The organism is Devosia chinhatensis (assembly GCF_000969445.1).
Classification (GTDB): Bacteria; Pseudomonadota; Alphaproteobacteria; order Rhizobiales; family Devosiaceae; genus Devosia; species Devosia chinhatensis.
Genome location: NZ_JZEY01000054.1, coordinates 913,015 through 938,378, shown reverse-complemented (window position 1 = coordinate 938,378; position 25,364 = coordinate 913,015). Strand labels below are relative to the sequence as shown.

24 protein-coding genes and 1 riboswitch are annotated in these 25,364 nt (G+C 59.6%); of the genes, 16 read left to right on the top strand and 8 right to left on the bottom strand.

Features of this window, described 5'->3' with window-relative positions:
• The first annotated feature begins 62 nt into the window (after positions 1-62).
• Entirely contained in the window at positions 63-305 is a 243-nt protein-coding gene (locus tag VE26_RS04540) for a hypothetical protein (protein WP_046103946.1), read from the top strand.
• Between the two features lie 93 nt (positions 306-398).
• A complete protein-coding gene (locus tag VE26_RS04535; RefSeq protein WP_046105010.1) occupies positions 399-1,151 on the top strand; it encodes an NAD kinase in 753 nt (250 codons plus the stop codon).
• A 10-nt stretch (positions 1,152-1,161) separates the two neighbouring features.
• Here the strand turns inward: VE26_RS04535 and VE26_RS04530 are convergent, their stop codons facing one another.
• Positions 1,162-2,328: a DUF2336 domain-containing protein gene (locus VE26_RS04530; protein WP_046103945.1), complete on the bottom strand. Its 1,167-nt coding sequence runs from the start codon at positions 2,326-2,328 to the stop codon at positions 1,162-1,164.
• Positions 2,329-2,675: 347 nt separating this feature from the next.
• Between VE26_RS04530 and galU the strand changes: the two genes are divergently transcribed.
• Positions 2,676-3,566 (top strand): UTP--glucose-1-phosphate uridylyltransferase GalU, encoded by an 891-nt coding sequence (gene galU / locus VE26_RS04525; protein WP_046103944.1) that lies wholly within the window; start codon positions 2,676-2,678, stop codon positions 3,564-3,566.
• Positions 3,567-3,672: 106 nt separating this feature from the next.
• Positions 3,673-3,798 (top strand): hypothetical protein, encoded by a 126-nt coding sequence (locus tag VE26_RS18685; protein WP_280136870.1) that lies wholly within the window; start codon positions 3,673-3,675, stop codon positions 3,796-3,798.
• Between the two features lie 54 nt (positions 3,799-3,852).
• Here the strand turns inward: VE26_RS18685 and VE26_RS04520 are convergent, their stop codons facing one another.
• A complete protein-coding gene (locus tag VE26_RS04520) occupies positions 3,853-4,785 on the bottom strand; it encodes a helix-turn-helix domain-containing protein (RefSeq protein WP_084619958.1) in 933 nt (310 codons plus the stop codon).
• Positions 4,786-4,867: 82 nt separating this feature from the next.
• Here VE26_RS04520 and VE26_RS04515 point away from each other — a divergent pair, with 82 nt between their 5' ends.
• The 5 genes from VE26_RS04515 (at position 4,868) to VE26_RS04495 (ending at position 11,098) form a co-directional block, all read left to right on the top strand.
• The gene (locus VE26_RS04515; RefSeq protein WP_046103942.1) at positions 4,868-6,145 is read left to right on the top strand and encodes an ABC transporter substrate-binding protein; all 1,278 of its coding nucleotides are present in this window, start codon (positions 4,868-4,870) and stop codon (positions 6,143-6,145) included.
• A gap of 132 nt (positions 6,146-6,277) precedes the next feature.
• Positions 6,278-7,162 (top strand): carbohydrate ABC transporter permease, encoded by an 885-nt coding sequence (locus tag VE26_RS04510; RefSeq protein ID WP_046103941.1) that lies wholly within the window; start codon positions 6,278-6,280, stop codon positions 7,160-7,162.
• Positions 7,159-7,977, top strand: a complete 819-nt coding sequence (locus VE26_RS04505; RefSeq protein WP_046103940.1) for a carbohydrate ABC transporter permease — start codon at positions 7,159-7,161, stop codon at positions 7,975-7,977. Before VE26_RS04510 ends, VE26_RS04505 begins: the two co-directional genes overlap by 4 nt.
• A gap of 12 nt (positions 7,978-7,989) precedes the next feature.
• Positions 7,990-9,069 carry an ABC transporter ATP-binding protein gene (locus VE26_RS04500; RefSeq protein ID WP_046103939.1) on the top strand — a complete coding sequence of 360 codons (1,080 nt, stop codon included), beginning with the start codon at positions 7,990-7,992 and terminating at the stop codon, positions 9,067-9,069.
• A gap of 25 nt (positions 9,070-9,094) precedes the next feature.
• Positions 9,095-11,098: an aldo/keto reductase gene (locus VE26_RS04495; protein ID WP_046103938.1), complete on the top strand. Its 2,004-nt coding sequence runs from the start codon at positions 9,095-9,097 to the stop codon at positions 11,096-11,098.
• A 54-nt stretch (positions 11,099-11,152) separates the two neighbouring features.
• Here the strand turns inward: VE26_RS04495 and VE26_RS17000 are convergent, their stop codons facing one another.
• On the bottom strand, positions 11,153-12,457 hold the full coding sequence (locus VE26_RS17000) for a diguanylate cyclase (RefSeq protein ID WP_052715658.1): 1,305 nt from the start codon (positions 12,455-12,457) through the stop codon (positions 11,153-11,155).
• Positions 12,458-12,589: 132 nt separating this feature from the next.
• The gene (locus tag VE26_RS04485; RefSeq protein WP_046103937.1) at positions 12,590-14,008 is read right to left on the bottom strand and encodes an MFS transporter; all 1,419 of its coding nucleotides are present in this window, start codon (positions 14,006-14,008) and stop codon (positions 12,590-12,592) included.
• A 206-nt stretch (positions 14,009-14,214) separates the two neighbouring features.
• A riboswitch (FMN riboswitch) is annotated at positions 14,215-14,354 on the top strand.
• A 103-nt stretch (positions 14,355-14,457) separates the two neighbouring features.
• On the opposite strand from VE26_RS04485, the gene VE26_RS04480 reads away from it, so the two are divergent.
• The 7 genes from VE26_RS04480 to iolB all read left to right on the top strand — a co-directional run bounded on the left by VE26_RS04480 (position 14,458) and on the right by iolB (position 22,235).
• Positions 14,458-15,426, top strand: coding sequence for a DMT family transporter (locus VE26_RS04480; RefSeq protein ID WP_046103936.1), 969 nt, complete (start codon positions 14,458-14,460; stop codon positions 15,424-15,426).
• 120 nt (positions 15,427-15,546) lie between these two features.
• The gene (locus tag VE26_RS04475; protein ID WP_046105008.1) at positions 15,547-16,395 is read left to right on the top strand and encodes a MurR/RpiR family transcriptional regulator; all 849 of its coding nucleotides are present in this window, start codon (positions 15,547-15,549) and stop codon (positions 16,393-16,395) included.
• Positions 16,396-16,468: 73 nt separating this feature from the next.
• Positions 16,469-18,388 carry a bifunctional 5-dehydro-2-deoxygluconokinase/5-dehydro-2-deoxyphosphogluconate aldolase gene (locus tag VE26_RS04470; RefSeq protein ID WP_244465623.1) on the top strand — a complete coding sequence of 640 codons (1,920 nt, stop codon included), beginning with the start codon at positions 16,469-16,471 and terminating at the stop codon, positions 18,386-18,388.
• Positions 18,385-20,232 carry a 3D-(3,5/4)-trihydroxycyclohexane-1,2-dione acylhydrolase (decyclizing) gene (gene iolD, locus VE26_RS04465; protein WP_046103935.1) on the top strand — a complete coding sequence of 616 codons (1,848 nt, stop codon included), beginning with the start codon at positions 18,385-18,387 and terminating at the stop codon, positions 20,230-20,232. Before VE26_RS04470 ends, iolD begins: the two co-directional genes overlap by 4 nt.
• 29 nt (positions 20,233-20,261) lie before the next feature.
• A complete protein-coding gene (gene iolE / locus VE26_RS04460) occupies positions 20,262-21,179 on the top strand; it encodes a myo-inosose-2 dehydratase (RefSeq protein WP_046103934.1) in 918 nt (305 codons plus the stop codon).
• Positions 21,180-21,238: 59 nt separating this feature from the next.
• Positions 21,239-21,490: a sulfite exporter TauE/SafE family protein gene (locus VE26_RS17995; protein WP_046103933.1), complete on the top strand. Its 252-nt coding sequence runs from the start codon at positions 21,239-21,241 to the stop codon at positions 21,488-21,490.
• Positions 21,435-22,235, top strand: a complete 801-nt coding sequence (gene iolB / locus VE26_RS04450) for a 5-deoxy-glucuronate isomerase (RefSeq protein ID WP_046103932.1) — start codon at positions 21,435-21,437, stop codon at positions 22,233-22,235. Before VE26_RS17995 ends, iolB begins: the two co-directional genes overlap by 56 nt.
• A gap of 26 nt (positions 22,236-22,261) precedes the next feature.
• On the opposite strand, the gene iolG is transcribed toward iolB, so the two are convergent.
• The 4 genes from iolG to VE26_RS04430 all read right to left on the bottom strand — a co-directional run bounded on the left by iolG (position 22,262) and on the right by VE26_RS04430 (position 25,363).
• Complete coding sequence (gene iolG, locus VE26_RS04445) at positions 22,262-23,299, bottom strand: inositol 2-dehydrogenase (RefSeq protein WP_046103931.1); 1,038 nt, start codon at positions 23,297-23,299, stop codon at positions 22,262-22,264.
• A gap of 120 nt (positions 23,300-23,419) precedes the next feature.
• Positions 23,420-23,875, bottom strand: a complete 456-nt coding sequence (locus VE26_RS04440; protein WP_046103930.1) for a MerR family transcriptional regulator — start codon at positions 23,873-23,875, stop codon at positions 23,420-23,422.
• A 27-nt stretch (positions 23,876-23,902) separates the two neighbouring features.
• Positions 23,903-24,214 (bottom strand): integration host factor subunit alpha, encoded by a 312-nt coding sequence (locus VE26_RS04435; protein WP_046103929.1) that lies wholly within the window; start codon positions 24,212-24,214, stop codon positions 23,903-23,905.
• Positions 24,215-24,394: 180 nt separating this feature from the next.
• Positions 24,395-25,363, bottom strand: a complete 969-nt coding sequence (locus VE26_RS04430; RefSeq protein ID WP_244465667.1) for a beta-ketoacyl-ACP synthase III — start codon at positions 25,361-25,363, stop codon at positions 24,395-24,397.
• Position 25,364: the final 1 nt, after the last annotated feature.

Sequence of the window (25,364 nt, the reverse complement as noted above, 5' to 3'; positions counted from 1 at the left end):
CGATTAAGACTAACGATGATTGCATATTGCTCTTTTCAAGAGCTCCGGTACCCATGTAGCTCATGGGCAACGATTTTTGGACATGGACGAACATCTCTATCGCCGCAATTGTTGCGGCGATATTGCTCTTTATCGGCTTCTGGGTGGTGAAGAAGCGTCGTGCGCCCCGGTCCAGTCTCCTGGACGCAGATGCTGCCGTGCAAGATGGCGAGCAATTCGGCTATGTGCGACCAGTCCGCTCATATAGCGAGAATGTCGAACGTTTTACCGCCGCGTGGCGGTCGATAGACAATCGCGACAAGTGAGCATGCAGCCGGATACGGCAGATGGACGGCCACAAGACGGGCGTGATAGTCAGGCGCAGCGATAATGGGGGTGGCGCCGTGGCAGAACCGAAAATGTGCTTTGTCACCAACAACACGCCAGCCGCCAGTGCAGCGGCCGCCCGCCTGCGTGGCCGCTATGGCGACTACGCCATCGAGGCAGCCGATATCGTTGTTGCGTTAGGCGGCGATGGCCTCATGTTGCAGACCCTGCATCGGGTTATGGGCAGCGACATCCCGACCTACGGCATGAATTTCGGCTCAGTCGGTTTCATGATGAACGAATTCAGCGAGGACAGCCTCGGCGAACGCCTTGCAGCTGCGCAGCGCACCCATATCTATCCGCTCGCGATGACGGTTGTGGAAGCATCCGGCGAGACCAAGTCGGCCTTGGCCATCAACGAAGTTTCGCTTTTCCGATCCACCTATCAGGCAGCGAAGTTGCAAATCCTTGTGGACGGTGAAGTTCGGCTGGACGAGCTTATCTGCGACGGCGCCCTGCTCTCCACCCCAGCCGGGTCCACTGCGTATAATCTTTCAGCACACGGCCCGATCCTGCCGATCGAAGCGCCGCTTCTCGCACTGACGCCAATTTCACCCTTTAGGCCGCGCCGTTGGCGCGGAGCGATCCTATCTAATCGGGCGGTGGTCAAGTTCATCACCAGAGAAGCCGAAAAGCGGCCGGTCAGCGCGGTGGCGGACAATGTGGAGTTTCAAAACGTGCAGGAAGTTACTGTCCGCGAGGATCGCAGCCGCCGCGTGACCCTGATGTTTGATCCGGGCACGAGCCTTGAGGAGCGTGTGCTGACCGAGCAATTCCGCTTCTAGTCGGACCTGATCAGGCTGCCGGCAAATGCAGGCGTGCGTCTCGCCGTTCGACAAATGCCAGCATCACGCCTCTTGCCGCCTGCCGAGCCAGAGCCACATTCTGCTCGCTCAGATAGGCGAAGATTTCCTCGAGTTCTGAGGGGATAGCGCCATCGAACTCTGCCAGTAATTCTTCGGTGAGCGCTGTCACGACGTAATGCCGCGCCGCCAGGTCATCGGAAAGGTCTGCGGTTCGAGCATGAACAACCATGCGCACAAAGAGCCGGGCAATCGAGGGTTCGATTCCGCAGCGTATGAACAAGGCATTTAGCGCGGCCTTGCTGCCGTTCTCGAGCAGGGAGAACACCTTGTCGCTGCTGACCCTTGCGAGTGCGCCGAGACACGCTGAAAAGAACATCACATGCCCGCTGACCATGGCATGCAACAGAAGTCGTGTGTTGAGCTGATCGGTATCCACCAATGTTTCAACAAAGCCCCGGTCGCTACTGGCGGCTTCGCCGATGGTGGACAAGGCTTGGTCGGTGCCGTCGCGTAGCAGGCGCTCAAGCCGTTCGGGAGCCACAGCGCCCTTGACCATACGGCACTCGCGCAAACTAGCGGCTGCGCTGCGTACCAAGATCAGACGAGCTGGCGCTGGCAGGTCTGGGCGTGACAGGAGAGCGCCCCGCAGGCTGGCATCCGTACCCTTTTCGCTTGCAAGCTGAGTGAGACACTCCGGACCGAGCGGCACATCGTGCCGGCTCAGCACGCGCAAGGTCAGATCGCCGTCGTTGCGTCCGATAATGGCCGAGGCGACACGCGTGCTGATCTTGGCCCGCTGGACAATGGCCAGAAGCGCGTCGATATCGCCCTTGCGAACTATGGGCATCAGGTCGGCATCAACCAGAAGCGGAGAATATTGGAGGACCGCCCGGGAAATGATCGGACTGTCCTGCAGCAGCGACAGGATTATTGGTCTCGGCGCTTCGGCAGAATGCAGCAAACCATAAGCGAGAGCCGCCCGAACCTTTACCGAGGGATCGTCAAGAAATCCGATCAGGCCGGCGTAAAGGGCGGCGTGTTCCTCCAGTGATCCGCGGTGATCGAGATAGGTGATGGCAGCCAGATGGGCGGCATGACCACGCTCATTGCTGTCGCTGGACTGCGAGAGGTCCGCAAAGGCCTGGTACCCGATCATCACGCTGCTCCGTTCCTGTGACCACACCTAACCCGGCAGTGCTTAAGGAACGGTTCACCATGTTTCGGCACTTCTGCGCTGGAGCCATTAACCACGCAAACGAGGTTTTTCTGCATAGCGCGACAGCGCCCCGAGCCTGATGTATAAACGGTAGTCGGCGTGACCACCGGAACTGGCTTTACGATGAGCACCGTTGTCATCCCGGTGGCTCAACGCGAGCGCCGGAGAACAAAGCTGAGGCGCGTATCCTGCGGGATACGAAGTCTCATGGACCGCAAACCTGCTGTAGGGTTTTGCCGTTTTCGCTGACCGATCCGCCCTCCCCAGCCCAACAATTGAGAGCACGAATGTCCAGACGCGTCCGCACCGCCGTTTTTCCTGTTGCGGGTCTTGGCACCCGGTTCCTGCCGGCCACCAAGGCCATGCCCAAGGAAATGCTGACAGTGGTGGATCGGCCACTGATCCAGTATGCCGTCGATGAGGCGCGCGAGGCCGGCATTGAGCATTTCGTCTTCGTCACCGGCCGCAACAAGGGCGTCATCGAAGATCACTTCGACCGCCAGTTCGAATTGGAAACAACTCTGGAAGAGCGCGGCAAGACTGCAGCTCTCAAGGAATTGCGCCGCGACCTTCCCTCGGCAGGACGTACCAGCTTCACTCGGCAGCAGGAACCCTTGGGCCTCGGCCATGCGGTATGGTGCGCCCGAGACATCGTGGGAGACAATCCGTTCGCGCTGCTCCTGCCCGACATGCTGTTCAAGGGCGAGCCGGGCGTACTCAAACAGATGATGGAAGCTTACGAGGAAACCGCCGGCAATGTCATCGCCGTGGAGGAAGTGCCCGAAAAAGAGGTTTCCTCATATGGCGTGGTTGCACGGGGTGACGGCCCCGACAGTGGCTTCAGCCTAACCGGCATGGTGGAAAAGCCCAAGCGCGAGGAAGCACCGTCCAACCTCATCATTTCCGGACGCTATATTCTGCAGCCTGAAATCTTTTCGCTACTTGCCGACCAGCCGCGCGGCGCAGGCGGCGAAATTCAGCTGACCGACGCCATGCAGACGCTCATGACGCAGCAGCGATTCACAGGCGTCAAATATCGCGGTCAGAGTTTCGACTGCGGCTCCAAGATCGGTTTTCTCACAGCCAATGTCGTTTACGCCCTCGATCGCGACGACATTCGGGACGGCTTCCTCCAGGAGTTGAACAAGCATGGCCTGGAAGCGCCCAAGCAGGTCTAATCCATAGTGCTGAGGGAAATTGTCGCCCTACACCTCACGCAAATTGCACCCCGCTCCATCGCCTGCTAGGTGATGCCTTGATTGACATCAGCAATGGGAGACGACGATGGCCAACGCAAATGACAAGGAACTCGATTTCATCGGCGTTTTCAGCCTGTTGGCTGCGAGCCTGTGGGTTCTGGGTGCAGCTGTGCTGCTGACCATGGTGTTTCTCGGCCAGAGCCGCGTCTGACACGCCTGCGGGCGCCCGTGTCAACGGGCGCCGGCTTGTTACCGCCTCGCCCAATCAGCCGGCGGGTGGAACACTGCCCGTTCCGGTTTGGGGCTGCACGGCCGGCCGGCAACGGACGTCACGCCGAAAATCGCTGGGGGACATCCCCGCAACCTTGCGGAATGACTTGTTGAAGGCACTTAGCGAGCCAAAGCCGCTTTCCATCGCTATGGTGAGAACGCTAGTCTCCTCACGCATCAACATGGCCTGGGCGTAAGACAGGCGCATGAGGTTGATGTAGTCATTGAGCGTCATGCCGGTCGATTTCTTGAAGACGGTCATGGCGTACTTTGGGTGAATATCGGCGGCCACCGCGATATCGACTGAATCGATATCCTCCCGGAAATTGTCGGCGATATATTCGCAGATGCGCACCACAATGGGTGAAGCGTGGTGATCGAGCCCGCCGGCATCGGCCACCGGCTTACTGTCGGGCAGCAAGCTATAAGGCGAGAAGCGGATGCGCTCGATACGAAGGAGCAACTCATCCACCGCAAGGCTTGCCTTCATCGGATCACCCGACCGAGCATAGAGGTTCCAGCGCGCGAAACTGATCGGGTCGGACTCGTCGGTGGCCTGGGTCACCAGTGTTGCGCCCTGCATCAGCCGCGCCTGCACGTCGGCAGGTAGGCGCAGGCGAAAAAAGTGCACCAGCGGTAGGTGCCCCCCTGCATAGACCAAGTCTTCTGAAGCATCGTCGAGCCAATGCGGCTGGCCGCCCCAGAACAGGGCAAGGTGGCCGGCTGAAAAGGTCGCCTCGTGACCGCTCATCTTGTAGTGGGCCCAGCCCTTGATGATGAAATTCACTTCCACCTGAGCGTGCCAATGGGGGGCGCGCATGACGAGGGGGGAGGCATGAAAGAGCTGCAATTCGGTGGGCAGGCGCTCCACGCCATCCGCAAGCGGCTCGTAATAAGTACGACTAATCTTACTTTCCGCCAAATCCACATACCCAATGAGAGCGACGGCACCAACCTGACGATTAGCTTAGGTATCGCTCAGAGGAAGAGCAAACAAAAAGGGAGGAACTATGATGACCCGCATCACTTCGCGGTGGACGCGCACCTTTGCCATCGTCATGACTGGCGCCAGCTTGCTCAGTGTCTCGGCTGCAGCTGCCCAGCAGCTTACGGTCTGGTGTTGGGACCCCAATTTCAATGGGGCGACAATGGAAGAAGCGTTCTCGCGCTATCAGGCCGAACACCCCGACGCCACGATCGACATCCAGGTATTCGACAAGGCAGCCATGGAGCAGAAGCTGCAGGCCCAGCTTGCCTCGGGCTCTACCGATGGCCTCCCGGATATCGTTCTGGTCGAAGATTATCGCGCGCAGAAATACCTCCTGTCGTTCCCCGGCGCCTTCGAGCCACTGACCGACAAGATCGACTATTCTGCTTTTGCACCCTACAAGGTGGAAGTGTCGACGGTCGATGGCCAGACCTATTCCATGCCGTTCGACTCCGGCGTGACCGGGCTGTTCTATCGCTCCGACGCGCTCGAGGAAGCAGGCTACACCGCCGCAGACCTCGAGAACATCACCTGGGATCAGCTGATTGAAATCGGCCAGGCCGTAAAGGAAAAGACCGGCAAGATCCTGCTTCCGATCGATCCCAATGCCTCGGACCTGTTCCGCATCATGATGCAGTCGGCAGGCACCTGGTATTTCGACGGAAGCGGCAACCCGACGATTGCCGAAAACCCTGCCTTCAAAAGCACGCTCGAAACCTATCAGCGCCTGCTGACCGCCGGGATCACCAAGCCCGTCGCAGGCTGGACCGAATATACCGGCAGCTTTACATCCGGGGACACCCTGGCGACGCCGACCGGCGTCTGGATGACTGCAACCATCAAGGCAAATCCGGACCAATCCGGGATGTGGGGCGTGGCGCCAATCCCCCGCCTGGGCGATATCGAATCCTCGGTCAATGCATCCAACCTGGGCGGTTCGAGCTGGTACGTGCTCGCCTCTGCTCCTGAAAAGGACACGGCCATCGACTTCCTGGCCACGGTCTGGGGGCAGGACGTAGACTTCTACCAGAAAATCCTGGTCAACCAGGGTGCTCTGGGCTCTCTGCTTGCCGCGCGCGAAGGCGAGGCTTATCAGGCCACCGACGACTTCTTCGGCGGAGCGCCCGTTTGGCAGAATTTCTCCAACTGGCTCGCTGCCATTCCGCCGGTCAATTACGGCATCTTCACTGAAGAGGCAGACTCGGCTGTCGTGGCGCAGATTCCGGCAATAACCGGCGGCGGCAATATCGACGAGATTATCTCCCAGATCGACGCTCAGGTTCGCCAGCAAACCCAGTAAAAACGGCATCCGGTGGCGGTTCGCCGCCACCGGCCTCCCCGAGGCCCTCGCTCCGATGAGCGGGGGTCATCGTGATCGCGGCTAAGGAGCACGGTTGCGGCGGGGCCAAGGAAACATGGGAGGGAGGATCGCGTGGCGCAATCGCAATTGGCGCGGAGCGAACGCATCAACGGCTGGGCTTTTGTCTTACCGGCGTTGATACTGCTCGGCATATTCATGATCTATCCGATCATCTGGTCGCTCTGGATGAGCTTCCAGGTCGGCCGGGGGATGCAATTCAGTTTTGGCGGGCTGACCAATATCATCCGCCTTACCCAGGACCCTATTTTCATCCGGGCCCTGACCAACACCCTCATCTTTCTGGCCGTGCAGGTCCCGATCATGCTCGTGCTGGCGCTGCTGTTCGCATCGGCTCTCAACGACCCCAAGCTCTGGGGACGGGGCATTTTCCGCACGGCGATCTTTCTGCCCTGTGTAACCTCGCTGGTCGCCTATTCAGTGACCTTCAAGTCCATGTTTGCCGCCGATGGCATCATCAACCAGATGCTGATGGGCCTGCACATCATTGCTTCGCCTATTCCGTGGCTGGCCGATCCATTCTGGGCGAAGGTCGTGATCATCTCCGCCATTACCTGGCGGTGGACGGGCTACAATATGATCTTTTACCTGGCGGCGATGCAGAACATTGATCGCTCGATCTATGAAGCCGCAAAGATCGATGGCGTTCCCGCCTGGGCACGCTTTTGGTACCTCACCGTGCCCATGCTCAAGCCGGTGATCCTGTTTACGGCTGTGATTTCGACTATCGGCACGCTGCAATTGTTCGACGAACCAAATCTGCTGACGATGGGTGGCCCTTCGGATTCAACGCTGACGCTGTCGATGTACATTTACAACCTCAGCTTCAAGTTCATGCCCAGCTTCGGTTATGCGGCCACGGTGTCCTATGTCATCGTCATTCTTGTCGCGATCCTGAGCTTTCTGCAATTCCTGGCCGCAAGGGATCGCAAGGCATGAGCAATCCCCTCTCCCTTTTTGGCCGGGGCGCCACCTACCTGGCGCTCAGCATCGCTGCATTCGTATCGGTCTTCCCGTTCTTCTGGATGGTCATTGGCGCCACCAATACCAACGCCGATCTCATCCGCGGCAAGTCCACGCCCGGCGATGCGCTCTGGCGAAACATCGAGGTATTCTTCACCTCCGCGGACATGCCTCGCGTCGTGTTCAACTCGTTCTTCATTGCCGGGGTGGGTACTGCCCTGACATTGCTGGTTTCGTCGCTGGCAGGCTACGGGTTTGAAATCTTCCGCTCCCGCACTCGCGAGCGAGTGTTTGGCGTAATGCTGCTGATGCTGTCCGTGCCGTTTGCGGCACTGATGATCCCGCTCTTCATCCTGATGGCCAACCTCAAGATGATGAATTCCTATCAGGCGATCATCCTGCCTTCGGTCGCTTCGATCTTCATCATCTTTTACTTTCGCCAAGCCACAAAGGCCTTCCCCCACGAATTACGCGATGCCGCCCGCATCGACGGGCTCAAGGAATGGCAGATCTTCCTGTTCGTCTACATGCCGGTCATGCGCTCGACCTATGCAGCGGCGACCATCATCGTGTTCATGACGCACTGGAACAATTATCTCTGGCCGCTGATCGTGCTGCAGACCAACGAGATGAAGACCCTGCCCCTTGTGGTGGCGACACTCAGCCAAGGCTACAGCCCAGACTTCGCCGTCGTCATGGTCGGGTCCATCTTTGCCACCCTACCCACCCTCATCATCTTCTTCCTGCTCCAGCGCCGCTTCGTCGAAGGCATGCTGGGCGCGGTCAAATAAGGTTCATAACCCATGAGCAGTGTTACACTAAGGGGTGTCCGCAAGTCCTTCGGTTCGCTTGAGGTCATAAAGGGTGTCGATCTCGAGGTCGGCAAGAAAGAGTTTGTCGTCTTCGTGGGTCCATCCGGTTGCGGCAAGTCAACCTTGCTGCGCATGATCGCTGGGCTCGAAACCATCAGCGCCGGGGATCTGGAGATCGGCGGCCAGCGCATGAACGACGTCGATCCGTCCCGGCGGGGTATCGCCATGGTCTTCCAGACCTACGCCCTCTACCCGCATATGACTGTGCGAGAAAACATGGGGTTTGCGCTGCGCTTCGCCAAAGTGGCCAAGCCAGAGATCGACCGCCAGGTCAACGCGGCCGCCAAGATCCTGGCGCTGGAGCCCCTGCTCGACCGCCTGCCGAAGCAACTTTCAGGTGGGCAGCGCCAGCGCGTCGCAATTGGTCGCGCTATCGTGCGCAATCCCGAAGTGTTCCTCTTTGACGAGCCGCTCTCCAATCTCGATGCGGAATTGCGTGTTCACATGCGCATCGAGATCGCCAGGCTGCACAAGGAATTGCAGACTACAATCATCTATGTCACCCACGACCAAGTGGAGGCGATGACCCTGGCCGACAAGATCGTGGTGCTGCGAGACGGTTTGGTCGAGCAGATTGGCAGGCCGCTCGAGCTTTACGACGACCCGGCCAATCAGTTCGTGGCCGGCTTTATCGGCTCACCGAAGATGAACTTCATACCGGCTAAGGTCGTGGCAAAATCTCCCACTGGCGTGACGTTATCATTGCCGCAGCAGGGCAATGTGCAACTGGTGCTGCCTTCGGCGTCGGCTGAAATGGGCGAGGATGTGACCTTGGGCGTGCGGCCAGAGCATTTCGGTGCTGCGGGTGCCGGGGGCGCGGATATCACCGTCAATGTCGACGTAGCCGAGCATTTGGGCACCACCTCATACGTTTACGCCCGCACTGAAGGCGATCCGCTGATCATCGAACGCGAGGAATCGCGCAATGAAAACATCTCAGACCGCATCACCGTCTCCATTGACCCGGCCAAGGCCTATCTCTTCGACCAGCAGGGCCGGCGGCTCCGCTAGATTTCTCTCCTGACAGGACTATAAAATGACTTCGAAAATCCGCTGGGGCATTATTGGACCGGGCAGCATCGCCAAGGCCTTCCGCGACGGCCTCAAGGGCAGCGAACATGGCGTTCTCGCCGCCATAGCAACGCGCAACCCGGACCGACCGGGCCTTGCCGACGACTTCCCCGGTGCGCGCATCGTGAAGGGCTATGATGCCCTGCTCGCCGATAGGGATATCGACGCGGTCTATATTGCCGTGCCCCATACCGGCCACGCCGAATGGGCAATCAAGGCCGCCGAGGCTGGTAAGCATGTGCTGGTCGAAAAGCCGCTGGCGCTTTCCGCGCATGAGGCCGACGCGGTTTTCCACGCCCACCGCAAGGCCGGCACCTTTGCCGGCGAAGCCTTCATGTACCGCCTTCATCCGCAGACGGCGAAACTGCTCGAACTGGTGCGGTCAGGGGCAATCGGCGAAGTGCGCATGATCCAGTCGAGCTTTGGCTTCAACATGGGCAAATTCCAGCCGCAGCATCGCCTTTTCGCTTCCGAGCTCGCCGGTGGCGGGATCATGGATGTGGGTTGCTATCCGGTTTCGATGGCGCGCCTCCTGGCCGGCGCCGTCAGCGGCAAGCCCTTCGCCGACCCGGTCAAGGTTGCCGGCACGGCGCATCTGAACGAAGAGGGTACGGACGACTTCGCTGCAGCGGTTTTGACATTCGAAACTGGAATTGTCGCGCAGGTTTCCTGCGCAGTCATGGCCAATCTTGACAATGTGCTGCGCATTCACGGCGCTGAAGGCCGGATAGATGTACCTGATTTCTGGTTCGCCGGCGGCAATCGCGATCAGGGTCTTGGACGGATCGACATCATCAAGGGCGGCAAAACGGAAAGCGTCAGCGTCAACGAAAGCGCCCATGTCTACTCCTTCGAAGCAGAAGCGGCTTCGCTTGCCATCATCGCCGGCAAGCAGGAATTCGACGCGCCAGGCATGAGCTGGAGCGACACGCTGGGCAATCTGCGCGTGCTCGACAAATGGCGCGCCGATGCCGGTATCGAGTTTTCCATCGAGAAGTCTTCGACGCGCTCCAAAACTCTCGACAATCGTGCACTCGGCGGCAACCAGGGCGTCATTCCAAAGCGCTCAATTCCGGGCCTTTCCAAGCAAGCCTCGGCAGTCGCCCTGGGCTTTGAGGACTTCCGTACCTTTTCTTCCGGCGCGATCTTGCTGGACGCGTTCTGGGAGAAGGGCGGCAATGTCTTTGACACCGCCTATATCTATGCTGGCGGATATACCGAGAAGCTCTTCGGCGAGTGGCACAAGAGCCGCGGCGTGCGTGAAGAGGCCGTCCTTATCGGCAAAGGCGCCCATTCCCCTCTCGTCTATCCCGACGTCATTGCCAAACAGCTGACGCAGTCCCTCGATCGCCTGCAGACCGATCATGTCGATGTGTATTTCATGCACCGCGACAATCTCGACGTGCCGGTCGGCGAATTCGTCGATGCCATGGATGCAGAGGTGAAGGCTGGTCGCATTCGGGGACCCTATGGTGGGTCGAACTGGACCAAGGAACGCATGGACGAAGCCATGGCCTATGCGAAGGCCAACGGAAAGACGCCGCCGCAGGCGCTCTCGAACAACTTTGCCCTGGCCGAAATGCTCGACCCGATTTGGGCCGGCTGCGTCACCGCGTCCACACCAGACTTCAAGCAGTGGCTGATCGACCGCCAGGTCACCAACTTCTCCTGGTCCAGCCAGGCACGCGGCTTCTTCACCGACCTCGCCGGACGGGACAAGCGCGACAATGAGGAACTGGTCCGCGTCTGGTACAATGAGCAGAATTTCGGCCGCCGCGATCGGGCAATCGAACTGGCTCAACAGATGGGCAAATCTCCGATCCATATCGCTCTGGCCTATGTGCTGGCTCAGTCCTTTCCAAGCGTTCCGCTGATTGGGCCGCGACGTCTTGTGGAATTGGAAGACAGCCTCAAAGCCTTCGAAATCCAGCTGACACCAGAACAAGTCGCCTGGCTCGAACGAGGCTGATTTCAGCTTGGTTACATCAGCGCCGCTCGAAAGGGCGGCGCATTTTATTAGGCGTCAGGGGCCAGTCGGTTCGCTCAGCACCACGCGATTGCGGCCGCCAGCCTTGGCTGAATAGAGAGCGGCATCGGCGGCGGCGACTGTTTCCGCGGCACCCAGATTCTCGACGAACCGGGCGATACCGACGCTGACGGTAATCCTGATCGTTTGCTCTCTGTAGATTATCGGCTGCGCTGCCACGGCGGCTCGAATTCTCTCTGCCAGCTCGACCGCGGTCTCGGCACTCGTCTGCGCCAATATAATGGCGAACTCCTCGCCGCCGGTGCGGTAGAGCTGATCGGCCACGCGGATGGATTTGCGCACTATCTCGGCGAAGGCACGCAGCACAGCATCGCCTGCAGCATGCCCATATGTGTCGTTGATTGATTTGAAATGATCGATATCGAGGGTGATTAGTGCCCCGGCGCCCGCTCCGCGGGTGAAACCGGCGTGAACGCGGATGAGAGCCTCTTCGAAGGCGCGTCGATTGTACAGCTGAGTCAGTTCGTCAATCCGCGCCAGATCGGCCAGGGCGGTCTCCGACACCTCGATGCGGGAGATCATTCGGTTGAATTCCTGGGCGACCCGACTGAGCTCGGGCGGTACGCTGATGTTTATACGATGATTGCGGTCCCCGTCGGCAAAGCGGGCGGCGCCGTCAACCAATCTGTCCACGCTACGGGACATAATGAGCCCGACAATGGCAACCCCTGCGACCATGGCAATAAACGACGACGCCATTGCTCCGCCAAACAGCAGTCCGGCGCTATTGGACCACGCGACGGCGTCGTCATGAGCCGACTCGATCTTGATTGCGATAGAATCATACGCTTGGCCAAGGCGATCAGAGGCAGACTGAATGTAGCTATGGAACAGACGGGCCTGTCTCTCGGCAGCCGGATCATCGGGAATGAGAAGTTCCGATGCCAGCTCCGTTGCGTGGGTGTCGGCGACTTGCCAACTTTGAAAGGCACTATCGAGATGTTGCAGTGCCTCGGGGTCATCGGAAAACTGGGCGCGTACATCGGCAAAACCAGTCTCTATGCGGCTGCGCAGTTCGCGATAGTACAGCGGCCGCTGCGCACCGCCCTCGTTGATATACTCATCGATTGGGATGAGCGTGTCCCAGACCAAAATCCGCAGGTCCTGCAGCGGACCAAATTCTCTTCGCTGGCGCTCAGCGACGTCGTGGAAAGCCTCAATGACACCCCGGTTCAGCACCAGTTGACCAAGTATGGCGGACAGGGTCAGCGGGGTCAGCGCCACAATCATGCCCAAAGCGACCCAGAACCGCAGCGACCGGGCCTTGAAAAGTTTCAGCATCGCAGGATTGCCTCGCGAGATTCGGCCCGCCTAGTGACGATTGCCCTGTTTCGGAGCCGAAATGGACATAAAGCCGTTTGCGAGCGGTTAAAGCTCGAGCAGGCTGTGATCACTCTTTTCAAGGTAAGGGTTTTACTCTTCCGCAAAGGTCGACAGCGGTGTTTCCCTGGCGAGTTGCACCATTCGAAGTGCAGCAAGGAATGCCAGCAATGCAAAGCCCATCGCCATGACGAAAAGAGGAACAATCGACGCAAGGACTGCGCCGCTATCCATTGCGAGCGGGTATCCCGCAGCATTGGCAGCAACCCCTGCCAGTGCTGCGCCGAGGGCGTTGCCCGCCGATTGTGTGGTAGGCAGTAGCGCTGAGGTGCGGTCACGCTCCGTATCCGTGCTGGCCTCCATGATGGTGAGCATGATGTAGCCGTTGGAAATGCCAAAGCCCATGCCGATCGCGACTTGCCCGATCAGCAGAATAGGCAATTGCGTCAGCTCAAGGCCCATGAGGACGAGGCCTAGTCCGGCGGCGAGCAATAAAGGGCCGCAGCGGATCAGAATGCGTCTCGTGGACCTTTGGCGCACATTTGCAACGGTGACCGAGGACAGGCTCCAGGCGACGCCCATAAAGGCGCCCGTAATGGCCGCTTGTGTCGGCCCATAGTTCCAGAGCTGTTGCAGCAGCATGATGAGATAGACCGCCGTGGCCGCCCCAGCGACCGGCATCAGCAGGAAAACCCAAAGTCCCGACCCGACCGCGCTGTGCAAGGAAAAAGCGTCAGGTGGCATTAGGCGCTGTGTGGCTCGACGGTCCAACCAGACCGCTGTCGCCAGTAACGCTGCGGCCGAAATAAGCAACCCAGCCGCAACGACCGGCTCTGTCACGGCAGACAGTGCGACCATCATGGTTCCTATGCCAATCGTCAGCAAGCGCAGCCCCGGAAAGCCATAAGCGCCATCGGCGCGTTTGCCCCTAGGCACAACGGCTAGCACCATGATGACGAACACCAGTACAAAAGGCACGTTGATGAGGAAGGCGGCACGCCAAGAGATCAGTTCGGTCAACGCCCCTGCCCCTGCTGGCCCGCCAAACGCCGCCATGGCCCAGACCACGGCCTGCATCCCGAACACTTTCGGCACGAGGCGGCTCGGGAAGAGTTCTGGGATCAACGCAAAACAGAGCGCCGCCACGACGCCCTCGCCAAGCCCCTGAATAGCGCGACCGACCAGGACCTGCGACATGTCGCCAGCGGTCGCTGCGATGAGCGTTCCTGCGAGAAAGATCAGCGCCAGGCCGATCAGAGACCGGCGGGACCCCATCCGTTGCTTGAGCAAGGCTGCGGCAGCTCCGCCGACAATGGCAAACACCAGATAAAGCGTCGTTGCCCATGAGATAATCTCTACCCCGCCCAGCTCGCGCACTGCCGAAGGCAGAGCAGCGGCAGACAAAAAGGCGTTGAAGGCAAAGAGTGTGACGCCCAAGGCGAGAATGGTCGTGACCGGAAGGTAGCGCGGGCCGAAGATCTCGGCCCAGCGGCCCTCGACAGTTTCTGACATGGCTAATCTCATTTAACAAGAAAGATCTTGTTTAATCCAATTGTGGTCGAAGGCAAGCTGATTGTTGCAAGAGCATCGGTGTGCTGCGCGACGAGTCCCGAGAAAACAGTTTTCTGCATGCCTCGCAGATCAAGCACAGTTACACCCCTGTGCGCACTTGCCCCCCGTCGAACGGCCTCCTACATTCGATTTCGCAGGTTCGCCTGCATTGTTCTCAGGGCGGGGCGAAATTCCCCACCGGCGGTAAAGGCAGCAATGCCAAGCCCGCGAGCGCTCCCATTGGGAGGTCAGCAGATCCGGTGCAAATCCGGGGCCGACGGTATAGTCCGGATGAAAGAGAACGGGAAAAAGCGCCTTGCCGGGCGCGCGTTGCCACATTGCGGGGCCGCGTCATTCCGGCCTGTCGTCTCCCGTAACCCTGAGGAAACTGGTTACGGAAAGGACGACGAATGAACCAGATTTCCTCTTCCCCCATTGTTGCCACCACTGGCGCATTGTTCATGTTAGCTGCCAGCCTGGTGTTTGCTGGCTCCAATACGTTGCAATCCATCCTGCCAACGCCGGTCGAATATGGCGGTGTCGGCATGAGTTCAACCGGTATGGCCTTCTGGCAATACCTCATTGCTTCCATTCTGGCGCTTCCCCTTATCCTGCGCATCGGCCTCGGTAATCTACGCACAGCCCATCCACTGGCGCATGAGCTCCGCGCGCTGGTCTCTGCCATCGGCGTGCATGTGTTCGTTTATGGTTACGCGTCCGGTGTGCCGATCTGGCAGATGGTGACATTGCTTGCGACGGGGCCGCTCTTCATCATTGTCGGGTCGGTGCTGTTTTTGGGCGAAAAGGTTTCCCCGGCGCGACTGGCCGCAGCGCTCTTGGGCTTCATGGGTGCCATCATCATTTCCGGCGTCGGCACTGAAGGCCTGGGCCTGCAGGCGCTCATACCAATCAGCGCCGCTGCCCTCTGGGCAGCCACGGACGTTTTGACCAAGCATCTGACGCGCAGTGGTGAAAGCCCGGAAACGCTTACCATTTCGCTCTTGGTGCTCATGACGCCGAACCATCTTGCGATTCTGCTGTTGGCAAACGCCCTTGGCGGCGTGCTTCCTGCTGGCCTAGCTCCCGGTTTTCCCTTTGCCCTCCCCGAGGGGAACGGCCTTGTATTGCTGCTGTTGCTGGGGGCGCTTACCGCAGGTGCACAATATCTTCTGGCCTTTGCCTATCGCAATGCCGATGCCACCTATCTTCAGCCCTTCGCCGATGTGAAGGTTTTGCTCGGCGGGCTGATTGGCTGGATCGCCTTGGGTCAAGAACCATCCGTCTGGTTCTGGCCGGGCGCCCTGCTCATCATCGGCGCATCCGCTTTCATCTTCTGGGCCGAGAAGAACAATCCTCCCGCCCATCTCGCCACGGCCTGATGTTCTCGCGAGCGGTGGGCCTCCTGCCGCTCGCATCCATGGGGCCGGGGAGTTCGCCTTTTTGTTGCGCTCGACATCAATCTGTTCCATCTGTGGAATATTCATTCCGTGGAGCTTGATGTGTCCGATACGACCATTGTTGCCGCCGAGGATTTCGACAGCCTGCGGACAGCCATTCTGGAGCGGCGGTCGACCCTTCCCAAGCGCCTGGTGCAGGTTGCGGCCTATGCACTAGATCACCCGGACGAAATCGCATTCGGCACGGCGGCAAGCATTGCCCATTCGGCAGGCGTGCAGCCCTCGACGCTGGTGCGCTTTGCCCAGTCCTTTGGCTTCGAAGGCTTTTCGGGCTTACAGCAGATTTTCCGGGCGCGCCTCAGGGAACGGACATCTTCCTACGAGGATCGCCTGCGCAAGCTGGCCGCCGAGGGGGTAGAGGCCGAGGAGAGCCTCGCCATCTTCAACAGTTTCGTTGCCGCCGCCCATGCCAGCCTCGATGCGCTGTCCTCCGCAATCGACCCGGATGCCTTCGACCGCGCCGCCGATCTGCTGGCCCAGGCGGACACGATCTATCTGATCGCCAAGCGCCGCTCGTTTCCCATTGCTGCATACATGGCCTACGCGTTTGGAAAGTTGAAAATCCGATGCCAGATGGTTGGCACGCAGGCGGGTATCGATGACGAAGTTCTCGCCATGGCTGGCAAAGCCGATGCCGGCTTTGCCGTAAGCTTTTCGCCCTACGCCTCGGAAAGCGCGACCCAGGCGCGCCGCCTCGCCAGTCTGGGCATTCCGCTCGTCGCGTTGACGGATTCGGCGCTTTCCCCTTTGGCCGAAAGTGCTGACATCTGGTTCGAATTGGTCGAAGCCGATCATGCCGGTTTCCGTTCGCTCTCTGCCAGCATGGCTTTTGCGATGGCGCTCACGGTGTCGGTGGCTGAAAAGCGTAGTCATCACAACACGCATAAATAGAACATTCATTCCACATTGAATGGTTCTAGAATTTGTGTTTCACTATCTCCGAAATGTGCTCAAGGAGATGGCCGTGCCGCCCAGCGCAAACGATATCGTCGCCAAAACGCTGGATGTCATCACCATCGGCCGCGCCTCGGTGGACCTTTACGGGCAGCAAATCGGCACCCGCCTTGAAGACGTGGGAAGCTTCGCCAAGTCCGTTGGCGGGTGTCCTACGAATATTGCGGTCGGCACCTCCCGCCTCGGCCTGAAATCAGCGCTGGTGACCCGCGTGGGCAACGAGCAAATGGGCCGCTTCGTCCGCGAGCAGCTGAACCGTGAGGGGGTAGAAACCAAAGGTATCGTCACCGATCCCGAGCGGCTGACCGCCCTCGTCCTGCTCTCGGTCGAAAATGACAAGTCATTCCCGCTCATCTTCTACCGCGATAATTGCGCGGATTCAGCGCTGGACGAAGACGATATCGACGAGGATTTCATCCGTTCCGCCAAAGCCGTGCTCGTCACCGGCACCCACTTCGCCAAGCCGCACACCGACAAAGCCCAACGCAAGGCAATGCGGATTGCCCGTGCGCATGGCGGCAAGATCGTATTTGATATCGATTATCGGCCCAATTTGTGGGGGCTCGCCGGCCACGACGCTGGTGATAGCCGCTACATCGCTTCCGATGCCGTTTCGGCACATCTCAAGACCGTCCTTCCGGAATGCGATCTGATCGTGGGCACCGAAGAGGAGGTACTGATCGCCTCGGGTGCTGCGGATCTCCACTCTGCGCTCAGGACGATCCGATCCCTGTCCCCCGCCGTGATCGTCCTGAAGCGCGGACCCATGGGTTGCATCGTCTATGACAGCGATATCCCCGATGATCTCGAGGCCGGAATTGTCGGCAAGGGCTTTCCAATCGAGGTCTATAATGTGCTCGGTGCGGGTGACGCCTTCATGAGCGGTTTCCTGCGTGGCTGGTTGCGTGGCGAACCGCATGCGACCAGCGCTACCTGGGCAAATGCCTGTGGAGCCTTCGCCGTCAGTCGTCTGCTCTGCGCGCCGGAAATTCCAACCTGGATGGAACTGCAATACTTTCTCGAGCACGGCAGCGCCGAGCGGGCTTTGCGCAAGGATGCCGACATCAATCACATGCACTGGGCCACCACGCGTCGGCGCGATATCCCGAAGCTGATGGCACTGGCGATCGATCATCGCGTGCAGCTGGAAGACATGGCCGATGGCGACGCCGGAAAGCTTGCCCGCGTTCCCGAGTTCAAGGTCCTTGCTGTCAAAGCCGCAGCGCAGATCGCCAATGGTCGCGAGGGCTTCGGCATGCTGATCGACGACAAATACGGCCGCGATGCCTTGTATGCCGCAGGTGTGTTCAAAAATTTCTGGGTTGCCAAGCCTATCGAGCTGCCTGGCTCGAGGCCCCTGCAGTTTGAGTTCACGCAGGACCTCGGTTCGCGCCTGGTCGAGTGGCCGGTGGACCATTGCATCAAGGTTCTCTGCTTTTTTCACCCAGATGATCCGGACGACCTACGCCAGCAGCAGATCGAGAAGCTGCGAGCCGCATTCGATGCGGCTCGCAAGATCGGTCGCGAAATTCTCATCGAGATCATTGCTGGAAAAAACGGTCCGCTGCTGAACGATAGTGTGGCGCGGGCGCTCACCGAGATTTACGATGCCGGCATCAGGCCGGACTGGTGGAAGCTCGAACCACAGCCCAATCTGGCAGCCTGGAGTGAAACCGACGCCGTCATCGAGGCACGCGACCCGCTGTGTCGTGGGGTGGTGCTCCTGGGCCTGGATTCACCGCAGGACGAACTCGAAGCCGGCTTCAAGGCTGCCAAGTCTGCCCGGACAGTAAAGGGCTTTGCCGTGGGCAGGACCATTTTTGCCGAGGCTGCGCGGGCGTGGCTGGATGGAAAAATGAGCGATGACGAAGCCGTGGCCGACATGGCAAAACGGTTCGGCGCGCTTGTCGATATTTGGGAGCGGCAATGAGCCAGCATACTATTCGTCTAACCATGGCACAGGCCGTCGCGCGCTTCATGACGGCACAGAAGACTGTCGTCGACGGGGAAATCGTGCCGATTTTCGGAGGCGTCTGGGCCATTTTCGGACATGGCAATGTCGCCGGGATCGGCGAGGCGCTTCACGGCGTCAAAGACCAGTTGCCGACATATCGCGGGCAAAACGAGCAGAGCATGGCTCACGCCGCCATCTCCTATGCCAAGGCCAATTTCCGCCGTCGCTTCATGGCCGCCACCACATCTATCGGCCCGGGTGCCCTCAACATGGTGACCGCAGCCGGACTTGCCTATGTGAACCGCATCCCGGTGCTGCTGCTTCCCGGTGACGTGTTCGCTAACCGCCTGCCCGACCCGGTCCTGCAGCAGGGTGAAGATTTCGGTGACGGCACGGTCACGGTGAACGACTGCTTCAAGCCAGTCAGCCGGTATTTCGACCGCATAACCCGCCCTGAGCAGATCATCCCCGCTTTGCGCCGTGCCATGCAGGTGCTGACCGACCCGGCCGAGTGCGGCCCGGTGACGCTCAGCCTGTGTCAAGATGTTCAGGCGGAAGCCTATGAATATCCCGAGAGCCTGTTTACGGAGAAAGTGTGGGTGCCGCGTCGTCTCATGCCCGATGCCGATGAGTTCGCCACGGCTGCGGCAGCGCTCAAGCTCAGCAAGAATCCGGTAATCATCGCCGGTGGCGGCGTTCTCTATTCCCAGGCATCTGAAAGTCTTGCGGCCTTTGCCGAGGAGCATGGCATTCCGGTCATGGAAACCCAGGCTGGAAAATCCTCACTGCCGCATGGCCATGACCTCAATATGGGCTCGGTCGGTGTCACTGGAACTTCGGCCTCCAATGCGCTTGCCGAGGAGGCCGATCTCGTGCTGGCCGTCGGCTCGCGCCTACAGGATTTCACCACCGGCTCCTGGGCGCTCTTCAAGAACCCAGACCTCAAGATCGTCGGCCTCAATATCCAGCCATTCGACGCGCACAAGCATAATGGCTTGCCTTTGGTGGCCGATGCTCGGGTCGGCATCGAGGCACTCGACGCTGCGCTTATGGGTTGGCAGGTAGATTCCGCGTGGACACGCAAGGCTCTGGACCTGAAGCAAGAATGGCTTGTCGACGCTGACGCGGCGCGCGCCGCGTCCAATGTCGAGCTGCCGTCCGACGCGCAGGTCATTGGCGCTGTTCAGCGTGGCCGGACCAAAGCCACCCTGGTTTGCGCATCTGGTGGGCTGCCCGGCGAATTGCACAAGCTCTGGCGCGCAGATGGTCCCGGTTCCTACCACCTCGACTATGGCTTTTCGACCATGGGTTACGAAATTGCGGGCGGCTTAGGGGTCGCGATTGCCAAGCCCGCCGAAGATGTAGTCGTCATGGTCGGCGACGGCTCGTACCTGATGATGAATTCAGAGATCGTCTCAGCAGTGATGATGGGTATACGACTGACTATCGTGGTTCTCGACAATGCCGGCTTCGGGTGCATAAACCGGCTGCAAATGGCCACTGGCGGCGCCAATTTCAACAACCTTTTCCGCGACACCTATCATATGGAACTGCCAAACGTGGATTTCGCGGCCCATGCCGCATCCATGGGCGCAAAGGCAAAGAAGGTGGCGTCCGTAGCCGAGCTGGAGACGGCCTTAGCAGCAAGCCAGGGCGCACCGGGCGTCCATGTCTTCGTCATCGATACCGATCCGCTGATCACCACCGAGGCAGGTGGCCATTGGTGGGATGTCGCCGTGCCTGAAGTCAGCGACCGCCCCAGCGTCAATGCAGCGCGCGAGGCCTATGTGAAAGCGCTCAAGGCGCAGCGGGCCGGCTGAAATATCGCGCGTCTGCGCAGGAGAATGTTATGAAGGCCAAACTTGGAATGTCGCCCATCGCATGGTGGAACGACGATCTGGTGGAACTGAGCGATGACGTTTCGCTGGAAGAATGCCTGCGTCAGTCGCGCTCGGCGGGCTTTACCGGCATGGAAAAGGGTCGACGCTTTCCCGACGACCCGGCTACTATGCTGCCCATCCTCAAGGCGGCCGACGTCACGCTCTGCGGTGGATGGTTCTCGGGCACGCTGGTCGATGAGGACCTGTCTGCCAACAAGGACCGCATCGCGCCGATGATCGAGCTCTTCAAAGCCGTCGACGCACCTTGCATCGTCTATGGCGAAGTGGGTCAATCGATACAGGGCAAGCGCGACGTGCCTTTGTCGCGAAAGCCCAAGCTGTCCGAAGACGAGATGAAGGCCTATGCCCGCAAGGTGACCCAATTCGGAGAATGGTGTGCCGAACAGGGCATGCCCTTGTCGTACCATCACCACATGGCCGCAGTGGTGGAGACCGAGCCTGAGCTCGACGCCTTCATGGCCGCTTCTGGCGAAGGCATTCCCCTGCTGCTCGATGCCGGCCACCTGGCCTTTGCCGGTGGTGACGTGCTCCGGGCCATCGACAGACACCATGCGCGCATCAACCATGTTCACGTCAAGGATATCCGGCGTTCGGTGGTCGATGGTCTCGATCGCAACAAACAGAGCTTTCTCGATGCGGTGGCCCTTGGAGCCTTCACAGTCCCCGGCGATGGTTCATTGGATTTTGCCGCCATCGTGCAGCGTTTTGCCGATCACGGCTACGAGGGATGGTTCGTTGTGGAGGCCGAACAGGACCCGGTCGCAAACCCTCCGCTCAAAATGGCCCAAGTCGGCCACGCCGAACTCATGCGGGTCATGACGGCGGCGGGATATAGCGTTGAGACCAAGGGGTTTCCGAAAGACTGAATCTTTTGAGGTGCTTGTGCTAAAGCCCTAGCGAACTGAATCAAGCGGGAGCTTTTGGGATGGCGCTCAAGGAAAATGACGTAAACTGGTTTCGTCCGCTTTGGCGACGGGTCGCTGTCGCCATTTTTCTGGCCGCCTGGCTGGCCTGGGAACTGATTTACACCGGTGACCAGTTCTGGGCAGTCCTTGTTGGGCTGGCTCTCGCTTATGTGGCCTGGAATTTCTTTTACAAGTTCCCCAAGGAGGAGCCCCAGAATGAGCAAGTCCCCCCTCCTCGTCCAGCCGACGAACAGGACCGGCAGGATCCATGATGTCACGCCCGCTTCGGCGGGATGGACGCATGTTGGTTTCGGCCTCCACGCTCTCAGCGTCGGTGAGGCTTATGGTGAGAAGACAGGCGAGCGGGAGGTCTGTCTCGTCCTGGTTTCAGGGAAGGGCCGGTTCGCTGTTGATGGCGAGGATTTCGGCGAACTGGGCGAGCGCATGAGCCCGTTCGAGGGCGCACCCTGGGCCCTCTACGTCCCGGCGGGTCGCACCTGGGCGGTCGACGCGACCACGGACCTTGAACTGGCCATATGTTCTGCTCCTGGTGGGGGAGACTATCAGGCTAAGGCGATTGCGCCAGGCACCCATCCGCGAATCAGCCGCGGCAAGGGCTCAAATGTGCGGCATGTCCACAACATCATGCCAGAGGACGACGGCTCAGCGAATGCGTTGCTCGTGGTCGAGGTCATCACCCCAGAGGGCAATACCTCATCTTACCCACCGCACAAGCACGACCATGACAATCTTCCGCACGAAAGCCAGCTCGAAGAGACCTATTATCATCGTCTGAATCCGCCTCAGGGCTTCGCATTCCAGCGTGTCTATACCGATGACCGCAGCCTTGATGAGGCTATGGCCGTGGAGGACGGCGATGTCACCCTGGTGCCGCGCGGATATCATCCTGTGGCGACTACGGCGGGCTACGACCTCTACTATCTCAATGTGATGGCTGGCCCTAAACGCGTGTGGAAATTCCACAATGCGCCCGAGCACGAGTGGATGCTGAAATGAAAGGGGCGCCTCACGGCGCCCCACCTTTACCGGCCTTGGAACACCGAACGGTCGGCGAGCGGCCCCGTGATTTCACTGACCTTAACTGCCCTGCCCTCTGCCACGGACTTTAGAGCCGCATCCGCCAGCGCTAGGGCGATGAGACCGTCAGCGCCGCTGGGTTGGGCCGGAGATTTCGATTCCACACAATCGATGAAGGCGCTGATCTCGCGAGCATACGCCTCCGTGTAACGGGTCATGAAGAAGTCATGCAACGGCGGGCGGGTATAGCCATTGCCATTGGCAATCTCAATCGAGACGGGACGCTGGTTCTCCGCAGAGACGGCACCCTTTGCACCATGGACCTCGATGCGCTGATCATAACCATAGGTGGCGCGGCGGGAATTGGAGATGGTGGCATGCTTGCCAGAGGCGGTGAACAGAATGACGGAGGCGCTGTCAAAGTCACCTGCCTCACCAATGGCCTTGTCGACCAACACTGAGGCCTGGGCGGAAACGGTGTCGATCTCTTCCCCCAGCAAGTACCGAGCCATATCGAAATCATGGATAGTCATGTCGCGGAAAATTCCGCCCGAACGCTTGACGTAGTCGGCCGGTGGCGCCCCGGGATCACGAGAAACGATAGTGACCATTTCAACGTCACCAATCTGCCCATCGACGACAGCGGCCTTAACCGCCTGGAAATGCGGGTCGAAGCGGCGGTTGAAGCCGACCATGAGGGTTGCCCCTTCGGCATCGACCACCTTGAGGCACTGCTTGACCCGCTCGACGTTCAGATCAATCGGCTTCTCGCAGAAAATCGCCTTGCCGGCGCGTGCGAAACGCTCGATCAGATTCGCATGTGTATCCGTAGGAGTGCAGATGATCACGGCGTCGATGTCGGCGGCAGCTTCGATGGCGTCGATAGTGCGCACATCGGCGCCATATTGCCTGGCCAGGTCGACTGCCGCCGGTTCCACGGCATCAGCAACTGCAACAAGTCGGGCCTTGGAATTGGAGGTCACCGCCTTGGCGTGAACCTTGCCGATACGACCGGCACCAAGAAGGCCGAAACGGACTGTCATTTGCGAAAAACTCCACAAGAAATTGCCGGCGCGCGACGGCCGACCTGCTGGCGGAATAAATAGATCATCTCAGGCAGTTTTGGAACAATAATTCCAGCAACACGCCGAGCTTGGCCACAATCAGTGCTCTCGCGCCCGCTCAAGAAGCCGCTTGCACTCAAGCAGCTCACGCAAAACCTCGGAGAGTTTGTCGCGGGACTCCTTGTCCAGCGCCGGGCTGGCGAGCATGACAGCTTCCTCCAATTCCGCCTCGTCGCTGGCGGCCTCGGCTTCTTCGATCATGGGCAAGATCTCATCGAGCCCTTTGCCCTCGCCCACGGCGATGACGTAGCGCGGCCCTTGGTCCTTGAGGATGCGCTGCACGCCCTTGATCGTGAAACCCTGATCGTAAAGGAGGTGACGAATACCGCGGAGCAACAGCACGTCTTCGGGACGATAATACCGGCGGCCGCCGCCGCGCTTCAAAGGCTTGATAGTGGCGAAGCGGGTTTCCCAGAATCGCAGCACGTGCTGGGGAAGATCAAGCTCCTCAGCGGCCTCGGATATGGTGCGGAACGCGTCTGGCGACTTGTCCAAACCGCGACTCTCCCTCGCTAGAAAGCCTTACTTTCCAGCGGAGACCATAGACTTGTTAATCTTGGACTTCAACACATTGGACGGTTTGAACACAAGAACCTGTCGGGGAAGGATCGGCACTTCCTCCCCGGTCTTGGGATTGCGGCCGATACGCTCATTCTTGGACCGCACCTGGAATGATCCGAACGAAGATAACTTTACGTTGGCCCCCGTCACAAGCGCGTCCGCCACCAGCTCGAGCACCCGCTCGACCAACTCGGCCGATTCCGTACGGGACAGGCCAACCGAACCATAAACCGCTTCGGCGAGATCTGCCCGCGTTACCGTTTTCTGCGTCATTCGCACCCCCTTGTTGATTGGGCTGCACAGCTGCCGCCCCTGCAGGACTGCATCCGCGCGGGGAACCGCTCTTCCCGCCCGACGCCGCGACGCGCACAGAAGTGCACTGCGGTATCGTTTTCCTCCACCGTTCCAGAGACTAACGCCTTGAAACGCCTAAGGTCAATGCGCGCCGGACGCTTACCAGCGAATGAGCGAAGCGCCCCAGGTGAAGCCACCACCCATGGCTTCGAGCATGACCAGATCGCCCTGCTTGATACGCCCGTCCCTGACGGCAACACTGAGGGCCAGAGGCACCGAGGCAGCCGATGTGTTGGCATGCATATCGACCGTCATAACCACCTTCTCGGGTGGCAGTCCCAGCTTGGCCCCTGCACCTTCGATAATGCGCTTGTTGGCTTGGTGGGGAACGAACCAGTCGAGGTCGTCGACACCATAGTCGGCCAATTCGAGGCTTTGATACACAACATCCGTGATCTTGCCGACCGCGTGCCTGAAGACTTCAGGCCCCTGCATATGGACGTGTCCGGTCGTGCCGGTCGTGGACGGCCCGCCGTCAACATAGAGCTTGTCCCAATGTCTTCCGTCCGAACGCAGGGCGGACGAGAGAACGCCCCTATCGGGTTCATCGTCCCCGATATCCATTCGCTCCATGACAATGGCGCCAGCGCCATCACCGAAGAGCACGCAGGTCGTACGATCTGACCAGTCTAGCAGCCGGGAGAACGTCTCTGCTCCAATTACCAGGACACGCCGGGCCAGACCATTCTTGATGTAGCTATCGGCCGTGGTGACGGCATAGACGAAACCCGAGCACACTGCCTGGATGTCGAAGGCGAAGCCGTGATGCATGCCAAGCTTCATCTGCACCAGGGTCGCAGCGGAAGGAAAAGTATAGTCAGGCGTCGTGGTCGCGACGACGATAAGGTCTATATCCTCGATCGAGAGGCCGGCATCGGCCAGCGCCGATCGTGCTGCAGCGGCTGCCAGATCGGAGGTGAACTCCCCTTCGGCCGCAATATGTCTCTGCTTGATACCGACGCGTTGCTGAATCCACTCGTCGGACGTCTCGACGGTCTTGGCCAGTTCATCGTTTGTCACTGTTCGTGCGGGCAGGTAGCTGCCGACACCTCGAACTACGGATCGAATT